Source organism: Microvirga calopogonii (genome assembly GCF_003347665.1).
GTDB classification, from domain to species: domain Bacteria; phylum Pseudomonadota; class Alphaproteobacteria; order Rhizobiales; family Beijerinckiaceae; genus Microvirga; species Microvirga calopogonii.
The window spans coordinates 16262-31094 of sequence record NZ_QDGA01000036.1; the positions used below are offsets into that span (position 1 = coordinate 16262).

Annotated in this window: 11 protein-coding genes; 10 read left to right on the top strand and 1 reads right to left on the bottom strand. The window is 63.9% G+C overall.

Going from position 1 to position 14833, the window contains the following annotated elements:
• Window positions 1–18: 18 nt before the first annotated feature.
• From DDF70_RS21560 to cydB, 4 genes are all read left to right on the top strand, one after another.
• A complete protein-coding gene (locus tag DDF70_RS21560; protein WP_114946879.1) occupies window positions 19–357 on the top strand; it encodes a hypothetical protein in 339 nt (112 codons plus the stop codon).
• A gap of 88 nt (window positions 358–445) precedes the next feature.
• Window positions 446–1324 (top strand): MBL fold metallo-hydrolase, encoded by an 879-nt coding sequence (locus tag DDF70_RS21565; RefSeq protein WP_114946880.1) that lies wholly within the window; start codon window positions 446–448, stop codon window positions 1322–1324.
• Between the two features lie 161 nt (window positions 1325–1485).
• Window positions 1486–2922 carry a cytochrome ubiquinol oxidase subunit I gene (locus tag DDF70_RS21570; protein WP_114946881.1) on the top strand — a complete coding sequence of 479 codons (1437 nt, stop codon included), beginning with the start codon at window positions 1486–1488 and terminating at the stop codon, window positions 2920–2922.
• An 11-nt stretch (window positions 2923–2933) separates the two neighbouring features.
• Complete coding sequence (gene cydB, locus DDF70_RS21575; RefSeq protein ID WP_114946882.1) at window positions 2934–3983, top strand: cytochrome d ubiquinol oxidase subunit II; 1050 nt, start codon at window positions 2934–2936, stop codon at window positions 3981–3983.
• 127 nt (window positions 3984–4110) lie between these two features.
• Here the strand turns inward: cydB and DDF70_RS21580 are convergent, their stop codons facing one another.
• Window positions 4111–4986 carry a hypothetical protein gene (locus DDF70_RS21580; RefSeq protein ID WP_114946883.1) on the bottom strand — a complete coding sequence of 292 codons (876 nt, stop codon included), beginning with the start codon at window positions 4984–4986 and terminating at the stop codon, window positions 4111–4113.
• Window positions 4987–5384: 398 nt separating this feature from the next.
• On the opposite strand from DDF70_RS21580, the gene DDF70_RS21585 reads away from it, so the two are divergent.
• The 6 genes from DDF70_RS21585 (at window position 5385) to DDF70_RS21610 (ending at window position 14820) form a co-directional block, all read left to right on the top strand.
• Window positions 5385–7160 (top strand): type I secretion system permease/ATPase, encoded by a 1776-nt coding sequence (locus tag DDF70_RS21585; protein ID WP_114946884.1) that lies wholly within the window; start codon window positions 5385–5387, stop codon window positions 7158–7160.
• Window positions 7161–8483 carry an HlyD family type I secretion periplasmic adaptor subunit gene (locus DDF70_RS21590; RefSeq protein ID WP_114946885.1) on the top strand — a complete coding sequence of 441 codons (1323 nt, stop codon included), beginning with the start codon at window positions 7161–7163 and terminating at the stop codon, window positions 8481–8483.
• Between the two features lie 359 nt (window positions 8484–8842).
• Window positions 8843–11077 carry an alpha,alpha-trehalose-phosphate synthase (UDP-forming) gene (locus DDF70_RS21595; protein ID WP_114946886.1) on the top strand — a complete coding sequence of 745 codons (2235 nt, stop codon included), beginning with the start codon at window positions 8843–8845 and terminating at the stop codon, window positions 11075–11077.
• A gap of 22 nt (window positions 11078–11099) precedes the next feature.
• Window positions 11100–11852, top strand: a complete 753-nt coding sequence (gene otsB / locus DDF70_RS21600; protein ID WP_114946887.1) for a trehalose-phosphatase — start codon at window positions 11100–11102, stop codon at window positions 11850–11852.
• A 1-nt stretch (window position 11853) separates the two neighbouring features.
• Entirely contained in the window at window positions 11854–13662 is a 1809-nt protein-coding gene (locus DDF70_RS21605; RefSeq protein ID WP_114946888.1) for a glycoside hydrolase family 15 protein, read from the top strand.
• Between the two features lie 216 nt (window positions 13663–13878).
• Window positions 13879–14820 carry a glucokinase gene (locus tag DDF70_RS21610; protein ID WP_425374100.1) on the top strand — a complete coding sequence of 314 codons (942 nt, stop codon included), beginning with the start codon at window positions 13879–13881 and terminating at the stop codon, window positions 14818–14820.
• The last annotated feature ends 13 nt before the right edge of the window (window positions 14821–14833 follow it).

Here is a 14833-nt window from a genome sequence, read left to right on the forward strand (position 1 = left end):
CGTGACATGAGTCTACCATTGAAAACGATTGCCGCCACCGTGGCCCTCCTAGCCGGCTTTATTGCGGGCGGAGCGACACTGTCGGTCGCACAGGAGCCGCAACCTCAAAGCTGGCCCGAGGTGAAGTGCACCCGCTACCGGAAAGCGTGGTCGGATGCCCTGGCCCATCGCGGCACGAAGGGCTTGAGCCGGGAGTTCATCGATCGTCACGAAGCCTTCCTGGCTTCGGGCTGCACGGCGCAGGGCGATGTCTGCCCGCGCTCGGCGGAGGAACTCGAACTCGCCAACATGATGGTGGTGGCCGCCATGAATGCCGGGACGGCGAGCACGTTCCCGCCCTTCTCATGTCGCAAGTGACGGGAATGTCTGTCGGGATAAGCGGCGCGAACATTTCCCTGTCTCGCCCGTTAGGGCTTCGCCACCTTGATTCCAGCGAGGCCTCGCCATGCGCATCCATCACCTCAATTGCGGTTGCATGTGTCCTGTCGGGGGAAAGCTCTGGGATGGTGTCAGCCCTGGTCTCACGGGACATTTGATCTGCCATTGCCTGCTCGTCGAGACGGACAACAGCGGTCTCGTTCTTGTCGATACGGGCTTCGGCTCCAGGGACGTGGAGGATCCCTATGAGCGCATCAGCCCGCTCTTCATCCACACCAACCGGATTCAGCTGGAACATCGCTATACGGCGCTGGAACAGGTGAGGAGCCTGGGCTTCTCGCCCCGCGACGTGCGCCACATCGTGCTGACCCATCTCGATTTCGACCATGCCGGCGGCCTCGAAGATTTTCCGGAGGCGACCGTTCACATCCTGCGCGCGGAGATCGAAGAGGCGGAGGTGAGGCACGGCTTCATCCACCGCCGTCGCTACAGCCCTCGGCAATGGGATGAGGTGCGGGACTGGCGTTTCTACGACCCGACGGGTGAGGGGTGGTTCGGCTTCCGTTCCGTGCGCGACCTCGATGGATTGCCGCCCGAGATCCTGATGATCCCGCTTCCCGGTCACACCATGGGTCATGCGGGCATCGCCATCGAGACGCCGGAAGGGTGGCTTCTCAACGCGGGCGATGCCTACTTTCATCGGCACGAGATGGATGAGGACCCGTCCTGCACGCCGGGGCTTCGAGCCTATCAGAAGTTGATGGAGGAGGATCGGCCGCTGCGCCTTCACAATCAGGACCGACTGCGGGCTTTGGCAAACGACGGGCGCAGCAACGTCAAGATCTTCTGCAGCCATGATCCGGTCGAGCTTGAGGCTCTCCAGCGTCTGAGCACGGGCTGGCGGCCGATTTCCGGCCAATATCACCCCAATCTGCGGGCTCACTGAGCCACGGGAGCTTCTCGGCGAAGAGGTTCCGGCTCTCCGTTGAAGGTACGACAAGCCGAAAGGACAGCTGCTTCCGCGCCCGTGGAAAAAGCTTCTCCCTCTGGTCGCTGCCGACCATCGCCCTAAAAGCAGGCTGGTAGGCCGACGAGGGGAAGCGGAAAATGGAATTCGATGCCCTGTTGCTCTCGCGCATCCAGTTCGCGTTCACAATCGCCTTTCACATCATCTTCCCGGCCTTCACCATTGGTCTTGCCAGCTGGCTCGCGGCGCTGGAATTCAATTGGCTCCGTACGGGCGACCCGCTCTATCGCAATCTCTTCCGCTTCTGGGTCAAGGTCTTCGCCGTGTCCTTTGGGCTCGGCGTCGTGTCCGGGATCGTGATGAGCTATCAGTTCGGGACGAACTGGTCGCGCTTCTCCGAATTCACCGGCAACGTGCTCGGTCCCGTCATCGCCTACGAGGTGATCACCGCTTTCTTTCTCGAGGCGGCCTTCCTGGGCATCATGCTCTTCGGTTGGGAAAGAGTCGGCGACCGCCTGCACTTCTTCGCCACCTGCATGGTGGCCCTAGGCACCCTGATCTCGGCCTTCTGGATTCTGTCCGCCAATTCCTGGATGCAGACGCCCGACGGGTTTGCCATCGAGAACGGCAAGGCGGTGCCGGTCGACTGGTTCAAGGTCGTCTTCAACCCGTCCTTCCCGCTTCGCTATGCACATATGGTGATGGGCTGCTACCTGACCACGGCTTTCGCGGTTGCCGGCATGTCCGCCTGGATGCTGCTCCGGCATCCCCACGATGCGCCGGCCGCGAAGCTCGCCGCCTCGCGACGCTCCATGTCCATGGCGCTATGGTTTGCCACCATCTTCGTGCCCGTGCAGATCCTGATCGGGGATCTACACGGCCTCGGCGTGCTTAAATATCAGCCGACGAAACTGGCGGCCATCGAGGGTAACTGGGACAGGATGGCGAACATGCCGCTTCGCCTGTTCGCCTTGCCTGACGAGGTGGCGGAAACGAACCACTACGAAATCGCCATTCCGAAGGTCGGCAGTTGGGTTCTGACCCACGCCTTCGACGGCGTCGTGCCCGGCCTGAAGGAGGTGCCGCCGGACGAGCGCCCGCCGGTCTGGCCGGTCTTCTTCTCCTTCCGCATCATGGTCGCCATCGGTTTCGCGATGCTCGGCATCGGGCTGTGGAGCCTCTATCTGCGCTGGAAGGGCACGCTCTTCACCAACAGGACCTTCCTGACCGCAGCCATGATCATGACGCCGTCCGGATTCGGTGCCGTGCTGTTCGGCTGGTTCGTCGCGGAGATCGGCCGCCAGCCCTATGTGGTCTACGGCCATCTGCGCACGGCCGATGCGGTATCTCCCATCGCGGCCGGAGCCGTGACCGCGTCGCTCCTGATCTTCATCGTGGTCTATGCCTTCGTGTTCGGCTTCGGATCCTATTATCTCGCGAAGCTCCTTCGGCGCGGACCCGATCCCGTCGAGGACATTCGCGGAGACGATCTCAGCAAGAAGCCGAAACGTCCGTTCTCGGTGCCGGACGAGGCAGTCGAGGGACGGCCCGGCTACCGCGCGCAGCCGGCGGAATAGGAGGGCAGGGCATGTTCGGTTTCGGGACGGAACACGAAGGATTGGCTTTCTGGCTGCCGCTGATCTGGGCGGGGCTGATCGCGGTCGCCGTCGCCATGTACGTGATCGTCGACGGGTTCGATCTCGGCGTCGGCATCCTCTTCAAGGCGGCGGGCAGCGAGAACTGGCGCGACCGGATGATGTTTTCGGTGGCACCCATCTGGGACGGTAACGAGACCTGGCTCATTCTCGGCGGCGGCGGACTCTTCGCCGTGTTTCACATCGCCTATGCGGTGCTCATGCCGGCGCTCTACATTCCGATCATTCTCATGCTGATCGCGCTGATCTTTCGCGGCGTCGCCTTCGAGTTCCGATTCAAGGCGGATCGCTCCAAATTCCTGTGGGACAATGCCTTCTTCTTCGGCTCGCTGCTCGCGACCTTCTTCCAGGGCATGGTGCTGGGAGCCTTCGTGCAGGGCTTCCCCACCGATGGCCGCCAGTTCACCGGCGGCACCTTCGATTTCCTGACGCCGTTCAGCGTGCTCACCGGCATCAGCCTGATCTGCGGCTACGGGCTTCTCGGCGCGACCTGGTGCGTGATGAAGACCACGGGAGAGCTGGAGATCTGGGCGCGGCGCATGGCGGTGCGCTTTCTCCTCGCCACCATTCTCGCCATGGCCGTCGTGTCGGTGTGGGTGCCGTTCTTAGGGCGGCAGATCGAAACGCGTTGGTTCACCTGGCCGAACATCGCCCTCCTCGCGCCGATTCCGCTGATCACGGCTTATATCGCCTACAGGCTCTTCCGTGACCTTGAGGAGGGTCGGCACGTCAGGCCATTCTTCCTGTCGATTTCGCTCTTTCTGCTGGGCTATCTCGGCCTCGGCGTCAGCCTCTTTCCCTTCATCGTGCCGCCGAGCCTCACGATCTGGGACACCGCCAACACGGTTCATTCCCAGCTTTTCGCGCTGGTGGGCTTCGCCATCGTGCTGCCGATAACCTTCGCCTATACGGCCTATGCCTATTACGTCTTCCGGGGCAAAGTCGCCGAGGAGATCTCGGGCGGCGGCTACGGGTATCATTGATGCAGGTCGGAATGCAGCGCCCGCCGGAATCGCGCTCGAAACGCCTTCTCTGGTTCGTCTTCCTGTATGTCGCGAGCCTCGCGGTCTTCGCGGGACTCGTCTATGGCCTGAGGGGCATCATTCCCCATTAACGGTATGTGCCGATAAAGCCCTTGTCGGTGACGACGACCCAACGGGTGCCGCGACGCTCGATGGCCTCGATGCGGCCGACGCCGGGCAACATGCCGCCGGGCATGACCTCGTAGAGGCGTCGGCTGCGGTTCTCGACGAGGGCCGCGCCGTCATAGACTTCCCGGAGCACCCAGCCGTCGACGGGCTCGCTCTTCGCGGGCTTGGGCGCAGGGACTTCCTTGGGCGCAGGGACTTCCTTGGGCGCGGGGGCTTCCTCGCGCAAGGCCGCTTCTGTCACCGGAGGCGCGGCGGGAGCCGCCGGTTTCGTGTTCAGTTCCGCCAGGGCCGTCATGATCTGGCTTTCCATGCGCCCGAGTCTTTCCTCAAGAGAGGAGAGTTTCTTACCTGGCTCCTGCAGGCCGATGGTCAGGCGCTCGACCTTGTTCGACAATTCCGTCCGCTCCGAGGCCGACGATATGGATGCGGTGTGCTCGACGTCCTTGGACGCGACGACCGTTTCCCGAAGCGCGTCCAGCTGTGTGCTCAGCCGGGCGAGGATTTCCTGGCTACGGGCCGTTTCGGTCTCCAGGCGCCGGATGGCATCCTTGCTGGCGAGCGTTCCCATGTAGGACGCGGCCCAGCCGGCTCCGACGAGGACGAGGGCCATGGCGGCCTGTCCCAGGAACCTGGCGGGAGACGCCCGGCCCGCAGCAACCGGCCCGTCCGGTGTGGCTTTGGGAGAGGGGGCGGGCTTCAGGCCGAGCTTCGCGCTCCGGATAGCCTCTTCCAGGGCCGCGCTGGCCATAGGGTCGATCTGGGCGGGCTTGAGGAAGGACGCGCCGGTCTGCTTCGCCGCTTCGCTGCCAGCCTGAGAACGTATGTTGTTGTCCATATTCCGACCTCATTTCCAGGTCAGAGAACGTTAACCCTGAAAGTTTACCAAAGGGTTATCTTTACAGTTAAGTACTTACGTTACATGCCCTCTCGAAACGGAGAGGGTGTAATAAAATCATATTCAAATCGAACTTTTTGTTGACATAGTTACATATAATAGGGTTACAAAAGGTGGCGTAACGGAAAGTGACCATCTTAGGGGCACATCTCATACCCATAAGAGTGCTGATAAACCGGGCCTTCCAGGCCTCACTATAACGGGATACTCTTTGGGTCCATCTGCCCGCTACCGCAGCCATCGCCAGATGGCGAACATTGTGGTAAGGTATATCCTTGCACAATGGCTCTACCACCACGAAGGCGCCGGGTTAACTGGTCTGCCGATGGAAGAAGATTATGAAGCAGGCATCGAGAAATCGGGAAGAAAGCACAGAGGTCCAAGACGCTCTGAAGTCATGCCTTCCCTCCTTCACCGGGGTTGCCGTATTCTCGGCAGTGGTCAACCTTCTGGCCCTCACCGGCTCCCTTTACATGCTCCAGGTCTATGACCGGGTCCTGTCGAGCCGGAGCATCCCGACTCTGATCGGTCTGTCGCTGATCACGCTGGCGGCCTACTCCCTTTCGGGCGGCCTCGACATGCTGCGTGGCCGGATGCTGGCGCGCATCGGCGCCCGCTTCGACGAGCTGCTCTCGCACCGGGTCTTCGACCTCGTGGCCACGATGCCGCTCAAGGGCGCCAAGCAGGCCGAGAGCATGCAGCCGATCCGCGACGTCGACACCATCCGCGGCTTCCTGTCGAGCCTGGGACCGACGGCCCTGTTCGACATGCCGTTCATGCCGATCTTCCTCATCGGCTGCTTCATGATCCATCCCGGCATCGGCGTCCTGTCGGTCGTCGGCGGCGTGGTCATCATCCTCCTGACCCTCTACACGGATGCCAAGAGCAAGGCTCCCTCCTACGAGGTGACCAAGAGCGGCGCCGAGCGCCATGCCATGGCCGAGACCAGCCGCCGCAATGCGGAGACCATCCGGGCCAACGGCATGCTGGGCTTCCTGGCCAAGCGCTATGACGAGGTGCATGTCCGCCACGTCAATGACGGCCTGCGCGCCAGCGAATCCTCGGCCGGCATCAGCGCCTTCGCCAAGGTCTTCCGTATGGTGATCCAGTCGGCCGTCCTGGGCCTCGGCGCCTATTACGTGATCCAGGGACAGATGTCGGGCGGCCTGATGATCGCCGGGTCGATCCTGATGTCCCGCGCGCTCGCTCCGATCGAAATCGCGGTCGCGCACTGGAAGGGCTTCACCGCCTCCCGCCAGGCCTATCGCCGTCTCCAGCACATCATGAGCCTCGTGCCGGCCCAGGGCCAGCGCATGCCGCTTCCGGCCCCGAAGGCCGCCCTGTCGGTGGAAGAGGTCTATGTCGGAGCTCCCGGCGCCTCGCTTCCGATCGTCCAGGCCGCCTCGCTCAAGCTTCAGGCCGGCCAGGGCCTCGGCCTCATCGGACCGAGCGCTTCGGGCAAGTCGACCCTTGCCCGCGCCCTCGTCGGCGTGTGGCCGACCCTGCGCGGCGAGATCCGCCTCGACGGTGCGGCCCTCGACCAGTGGGAGCCGGACGCTCTCGGCCGCCATGTGGGCTACCTGCCGCAGGACGTGGAGCTGTTCGAAGGCACCGTTGCCGAGAACATCGCCCGCTTCCAGACGAACGCCAAGCCCGACGACATCATCGCAGCGGCGCAGACCGCCGGTGCGCATGAGCTGATCCTCAACCTGCCCGACGGCTACGATACCCGGATCGGTGAGGGCGGGGCCTCCCTGTCGGGCGGTCAGCGCCAGCGCGTGGCCCTTGCCCGGGCCCTCTACGGCAACCCGTTCCTGGTCGTGCTCGACGAGCCGAATGCCAGCCTCGACGGCGCCGGCGACGAGGCCCTGAACCAGGCCATCCTGGCGGTGCGCAAGCGCGGCGGCGTCGTCGTCGTCATCACGCACCGTCCGGCGGCTCTCGGCCAGGTCGATCAGGTCGCCATCATGGAAGAAGGCCGGATCAAGGCCATCGGACCGCGCGACGAGGTTCTGCAGTCTGTCATGAAACGCAATGCGACGCCGGCACCGGCACCGGTGCGGCCGCAGCAGGCGCCTGCCGCCCAGGCCACGAACCTGCGAGAGGTTGGTTAAATGTTGGTCATTCACGCCCCCCAAAAACCGTCCGTTCACCAGCGGATCCTGCGTCAGTCGACTATCGGCGGCGTGGCCATGATCGCCCTCTTCGCCGGGACCATCGGCCTCTGGGCAGCCACGTCGACCCTGTCCGGCGCCGTCGTTGCCGGCGGTCAGTTCGTGGTCGATACCAGCGTCAAGAAAGTCCAGCACTCGACCGGCGGAATCGTCGGCGAGCTGAAGGTCAAGGAAGGCGACCGGGTATCCCAGGGCGATCTTCTGGTCCGCCTCGACGAGACCATGACCCGCGCCAACCTTCAGGTCGTGGCCAAGCAGCTCGACGAGTATCTCGGCCGCCAGTCTCGCCTGGAGGCGGAGCGCGACGGTTCGCCCGAGGTCAAGACGCCCGAAGAGTTCGCCGCCCGTCTCAACGAGCCGGCCGTTCAGAAGATCATGTCGTCCGAGCGCACCCTCTTCACCGCGCGCGGCGCCTCCCGCGACGCGCAGAAGGATCAGCTCCGCAAGCGCATCGCGCAGTCGGAGGACGAGATCGTGGGCCTGAAGGCCCAGCAGACGGCCAAGGCCCGCGAGGCCGAGCTCATCGTGGCGGAACTCAAGGGCGTTCGCGACCTCTACGACCGGAACCTCGTTCCGATCACTCGCCTGAACGCGCTCGAGCGTGACGCCGCGAGCATCGAGGGCCAGCGCGGCCAGCTCATCGCTGCCGTCGCCCAGGCCGAGAGCCGCATTGCCGAGACCAAGTTCCAGATCATCCAGATCGACGAGCAGATGCGCGCCGAGGCGATGCAGGAGCTGCGCGAGATTCAGGGCAAGATCGCGGAATACACCGAGCGTCGCGTGGCGGCCGAGGACCAGTTGAAGCGCATCGACATCCGCGCGCCCAGCGACGGTTATGTCCACCAGCTGAACGTTCACACGATCGGCGGGGTGATCTCTCCGGCCGAGCCGGTGATGAACATCGTTCCGGTGAACGACAAGCTCGAGCTCGAAGCCAAGGTGCTGCCCAACGAGATCGACCAGGTGAAGATCGGCCAGAAGGCGACCGTGAAGGTCCATGCCTCGAACGCGCGCATGATCCCGGATCTGCACGGCTCCGTGAGCCGGATCTCGGCCGACGTGTCGCGGGATCAGCAGACCGGCGCGACCTTCTATACGATCCGGATCGATGTGCCTCAGGACGAGATCAAGAAGCTCGAGAACCTTCATCTGATCGCCGGCATGCAGGCCGAGGTTTTCGTCGAGGTGAACCAGCGCACCCCGTTCGAGTACTTCTTCAAGCCCATGGAAGAGCAGATCGCCCGCGCCTTCCGCGAGCACTGATCTCTTCTGGCCGGACGAATATCGAAAGCCGCGGTCGGGGCCATGAGCCTCGGCCGCGGCTTTCGTTTGTGGCCCCTGGCGAGCAGTGTCCAGGCTGAACGACGCGCGAGAGATCCATCCGATGCTCCACGCTTTGGCTGGCGCATCGTTCTTCGCGAACCCATAGGGCAGCGCCGGCGAAAACCGGGTCCACCTTTCCGCAGGATGCGCCAAGCCTGGAAAGTTCCGCGCGGGAACCCATAACAGGGGGCGAGGGCTGCGTTCTCCTGTGGCCCTCCATCGAGGGCAAAATCCGTGGTCCTGTTTCAGGACCGGCCCGCTTCGATGACAGTCTTGGCTTTCTTGAGGAACTTAGTGTTTTGAGGATCATCTTCCGCTTTGGCGGTATCGCAATGCTCGTCGCGGCCATCGTCATCCTGGCCGTGCTGCCCTTTGCTACATCCTTCGTGGAACAATGGTCGCGCCGCGACGTCGAGCTGCGATCCCGCCTCGTCTTCAACTCCGTCCGGGACCAGGTCAGCGGCCTCCTGGCCCGCAACGATACCCAGCAGGCCGGCATCCTGTTCGAGCGGATCGCAACCGACGAGCGGGTTCTCGCCATCGGCTATTGCGACGGGCAGGAGCTGCGCTTCCCCACCAGCAACATGCCTCCGTCCTTCTCCTGCAGCGAAGCCTCCCGGTCCGATGCGGAAAGCTTTTCCGTCGTCAGGAACCAGGATCACAACATCCTGGTCAGCTCCTTCCCGCTGACCGTCGGAGGGCGGACCGGGCATCTCGTGGTCCTGCACGACCTGAGCTATGCCGACCGCCGCGGCGGAGAGGCGCGGAATTATCTCTTCCTGGCGCTCGCGGGCGTCGCCTTCGGGGCCGCGGCCCTGGCGGCCATGATCGCGGCCATCATCATGCGCCGCTGGCTGGCCTCCATCCGGCAGGCCCTCGAGAGCGCCCGCGCGGGCAACGCGAACCCGCCCACGGAGGAGAACATCATCCCGCTCGGGCAGGAAATCCGCGACGTGCTCCAGGAGCTGGAAGCTTCGCGGCGGACCATCGATGCCGCACATACCGACTGGAGCCCCGAGACCCTGAGGGCGGCGCTCTCCAATGAGCTGTCGGGGTCGGAAGTCATCGTGGTGTCGAATCGCGAGCCCTACATCCACAACCGGACGGAGAGCGGCGAGATCACCCTGCAGATTCCGGCGAGCGGCCTCGTCTCGGCCCTGGAGCCGGTGGTGCGCGCCTGCGGCGGCACCTGGGTCGCCCATGGCAGCGGCACGGCCGACCGGGAGACGGTCGATGCCAACGACCGAGTGCCCGTGCCCCCGAATCACCCGTCCTACACCCTCCGCCGGGTCTGGCTCACGGACGAGGAGCAGGACGGGTATTACTACGGCGCGGCGAACGAGGGGCTCTGGCCCCTGTGCCACATCGCCTTCGTGCGGCCGATCTTCCGGGAGCCGGACTGGCAGTACTACCGGTCCGTCAACGAGAAGTTCGCCGAGGCGATCGTGGCCGAGGCCAAGCGCGAGGACCCGATCATCCTCGTGCAGGATTACCACTTCGCCCTGCTGCCGCGCATGATCCGCGACCGGCTGCCCCGGGCCACCATCGTGACCTTCTGGCACATCCCCTGGCCGAATGCGGAGACCTTCGGCATCTGTCCCTGGCGCGAGGAGATCATCGACGGGCTCCTGGGTTCCTCGATCCTCGGCTTCCACACGCAGGCGCATTGCAACAACTTCATGGACGCGGTCGATTCCTACGTGGAAAGCCGCATCGACCGGGAGAAGGATTCGGTGATCTTCGGCGGCGAGGAAACCATGATCCGGCCCTATCCGATCTCCATCGAGTGGCCGCCCACGGCCATGGAAGGCCAGAAGCCCGTGGAGGAATGCCGCAGGATCGTGCGCGAGCGTCTGGGGTTGCCCTCCGACATGCGCATCGGCGTCGGCATCGAGCGCTTCGATTACACGAAGGGCATTCTCGATCGCATGCAGGCCATCGATGCCCTGCTGACGGAGCATCCGGAATGGCACGGAAATTTTGCTTTCGTTCAGGTGGCGGCGCCTACCAGAAGCAAGCTTTCCAATTACCGGCAGCTCCAGGAAGAGGCCGAAGCCTTGGCACGGGACATCAATGAACGACATGGCGGCAATGGTTACGAGCCCATCAAGCTCCTCATTCGCCATCACGAGCCCGATCAGGTCTTCGAACTCTTCCGCGCGGCGGATCTGTGCATCGTGTCGAGCCTGCACGACGGCATGAATCTCGTGGCCAAGGAATTCGTGGCTGCGCGGGACGACGAGCAGGGCGTGCTCATCCTGTCGGCCTTTGCCGGCGCATCCCGCGAGCTGTCCGAAGCGTTGATCGTGAACCCCTATAATGCCCACGCCATGGGCGAGGCCATCAACCGCGCACTCACCATGCCGCAGCCCGAACAGCGCGAGCGGATGCGGTTGATGCGCGATCAGGTCAAGGAGAGAAACGTCTATCGCTGGGCGGGCCAGATGCTGCTGGCCGCTTCCCGCCTGCGCAAGCAGCAGCGGATCAGGCGATTGATCGCCAGGGGGCGGAAGCTTGCACCGGCCAATGCGTGAAACTCCTGCGAGACCCCATTCGATGCATGATGCGAACAACGACTATGCGCTTTTTCTCGATTTCGATGGAACCCTCGTCGACATCGTCGAACGGCCCGATGCGGTGGCCATAGACCCGGCCTTGCCGGATTTCCTCACCCGGCTGCAGGAAAGGCTCGACGGCGCGCTCGCGATCATCAGCGGGCGTCCGGTCGAGTTCCTCGATGCGCGCCTCGCGCCTCATGTCTTCGACATGGCCGGACTTCACGGGCTGGAGCACCGCATCGCCGGTCGCCTCTCCATGTGCGACCCCGACGAGCATCCCGCCCTGCGCGAGATGGTCGAGCGCCTGTGCAAGATTGTTGCGGACAAGGATGGCGTCCTGATCGAGGACAAGGGTTGCTCCGTCGCCATTCACTGGCGCCTTGCTCCGCACGAGAAGGATTTCGCGCTCGCTACGGCTCGCGCGGCCGTCGAGGCGCTGGGCTCGGATTACCGTGTTCAACACGGGAAAGCTGTGGCAGAAATCCTTCCCTCGGCAGCCGGGAAGGGCAAGGTGATCGAGAGATTTCTGCAGGAAGCTCCCTACAAGGGTCGGCGCCCGATCTTCATCGGCGACGATCTCACCGATGAGCACGGGTTCAAGACCGTCAATGCTCATGACGGAATGTCCGTGCGCATCGGTGCGGGGGACACCATTGCCAAGGTCCGCCTTGGAACGCCTGCGGATCTGCGACATTGCCTGTCCACGTGGGCTTACGAAGGGACGCTGCCTTTCAAAGGGGATGAATGCTGATATGAGTTCGCTAGATCTTGCCGTCATCGGCAACTGCACGATCTCGGCCCTTGTGGATCGCCGGGCGCAGATCGTCTGGAGCTGCTTTCCCCGCTTCGACGGCGACCCGGTTTTTTCCGCCCTGCTCGACAGCCCCGAGGACCGGACCGACGCGGAGCAGAAGGGAATCTTCGCCATCGACATGGTCGGCATGGTCTCTTGCGAGCAGACCTATCTCGAGAACACGGCCGTTCTCGTGTCGCGCATGACGGATTCTTTCGGCAACATTCTCGAGGTCACGGACTTCGCCCCGCGCTTCAAGCATTACGACCGCACCTTCCGCCCGCCGATGCTGATCCGCCGGGTCTATCCGGTGAAGGGCCGTCCGCGCATCCGCGTGCGCCTGAGGCCCCATTACGACTGGGGCGGCTGCCCGCCCAGCCTGACCCGCGGCAGCAATCACCTGCGTTTCGTCGGGCCGGCCTATTCGCTGCGTCTCACCACGGACGCCTCCGTGTCCTATGTGCAGGACGAGCGGCCCTTCGTGGTGGACCGGCCCCTGTCGTTCTTCTTCGGCGAGGACGAGCCGCTCCGGTCCGAGACGGATTCCACGGCCCGGGCCTTCCTCGACAGCACGGTCGATTTCTGGCGCGACTGGGTCCGCTCGCTCTCCATCCCGTTCGACTGGCAGGAGGCGGTGATCCGCGCGGCCATCACGCTCAAGCTCTGCAATTACGAGGAGACGGGCGCCATCGTGGCGGCGCTCACCACCTCGGTGCCGGAAGCGCCGCATACGAAGCGCAATTGGGACTACCGCTATTGCTGGCTGCGCGACGCCTATTTCGTCATCCAGGCGCTGAACAGGCTCGGCACCACCAAGACGATGGAGGAATACCTCACCTACATCACCAACATCGTCGACGACATGGAGGCGATTCCCGATCAGAAGGACATGCCGCCGCTCTTCAGCATCACGCGCTCGCCGGATCTGGAGGAGCGGGAAGCGACGGCGCTCGCGGGCTATCGCGGCATGGGTCCCGTGCGCGTGGGCAACGCGGCCTATACGCAAATCCAGAACGATGCCTATGGCAGCATCGTCCTGGCATCCGTTCACGCCTTCCTCGACAAGCGCCTGATCCGCACCGGAAACAGGGCCCTGTTCTCCCATCTGGAGAAGCTGGGGCAGCGCGCCATCGAGGTGTTCGACCAGCCTGACGCCGGTCCCTGGGAGCTTCGCACCAAGGCGGCCGTGCACACCTTTCCGAGCGTGATGTGCTGGGCGGCCTGCGACCGACTGATCAAGATCGCCGAGGCCATGGGCCGTGAGGATCGGGCCGCGTTCTGGCGCGAGAACGCCGAGCACATGCACAGGGTCATCAACGAGCGCGCCTACAATCCCGAGAAGGGGACCTTCGTTTCGTCGTTCGGCGGCGAGGATCTCGACGCGACGCTTCTCCTTCTGGCCGAGCTCGATTTCGTGAAGGCCGACGATCCGCGCTTCATCGCGACCGTGGAGGCCGTCGGCGCGAAGCTGCGGCGCGGCGACCTTCTCCTGCGTTATGATGTGGAAGACGATTTCGGCCTCATGCATACGGCTTTCATGATCTGCGGCTTCTGGTACGTGGATGCGCTGAGCGCCATCGGGCGCAAGGACGAGGCGAAGGAATTGTTCGAGCACATCCTGAGCTTGCGCAATTCCTTCGGGCTCTTCTCGGAGGATGCGGATTTCACGACCGGGGAATTGTGGGGGAATTTCCCGCAGACCTATTCCATGGTCGGCCTCGTCAACTCCGCCGTGCGCCTGAGCCGGAGTTGGGAGGAGGCGTTCTGATCGCAGTCGCGGGGCGTATCGTGCGAAAAAGTGGATCCTTTTTTCGCGTCGAACGATATGCCAATCGGGAACTGAGCACCGGATCGATCCCGAAAGTGCAAATCGCCTTTCGGGATCGACGCTCAAGCGCGTAAGAGGCAGAAAGGACGATAGGCTTCGATGTTTGCATTTCCTGTTCTGCTCGGGGACATCGGCGGGACCAATGCCCGCTTCGCCGTGCTGCCCGCGCCTGGTGCGGCTGTTCAGCTTCTGCCGCGCACGCTGACGGCGCAGACGCCCGACCCGGTCGGAGCGATCAGGACCGCCCTCGAAGCCTATGAGGGACCAGCGCCGCGCTCGGCCATCATCGCGGTGGCGACCCGCGTGGATGCGCCCGCGATCCGCCTCACCAATGCCCATTGGGTGATCGACGCGGAAGCCATCGGCAAGGCACTGAACCTGGGGCGCGTCACCCTCGTCAACGATTACACGCCGGTCGCCGCTTCGGTGACGGTGCTCGACGAGGCCAAGGGCGATCTTGCCCCCATCGGCAGCGGGCGCCCGGAATCGGGCGCTCCTCTCGTGGTCCTTGGACCGGGCACCGGCCTCGGCGTGGGTGCCCTCGTTCCGGTGGAGGATCGCTGGGCGATCGTGGCGACCGAGGCGGGGCATATCGCTTTCGGTCCTGCGACGGAGGCGGAAGCAGATCTTTGGCCGCATCTGGAAAGGGTCGGCGGACGTGTTTCCGCCGAAGTCGTTCTCTCCGGTCCCGGCCTGTTCCGCATCGCAAGAGCGATTGCCGCCCATCGTTGCGTGAGCTGCCCCTATACCAAGCCGAACGATGTTCTCGCCTCGGCCCGTGAGGGGGACGAACTGGCCCAGGCCGCCCTTGATCTCTTTGCCCGGTGGCTGGGACGCTACGCGGGCGACATGGCGCTGACCTTCGAATCCTCCGGCGGCGTGTTCATCGCTGGCGGCATCGCGCCGCGCATGGTGGATATCCTTCAGAACGGCGGCTTCCGGGAGGCCTTCGACGAGAAAGCACCACATGACGCCTGGGCCCGGAAGGTGCCGGTCTACGCCATCGTCAATCCGGAGCCGGCCCTGCAGGGACTGGCCGCGATCGTGTCGAATCCGCAGCGTTTCATCTTCCAATCGCAAGGGTGGCAGGCTACCTGAGGGACCTATCGAA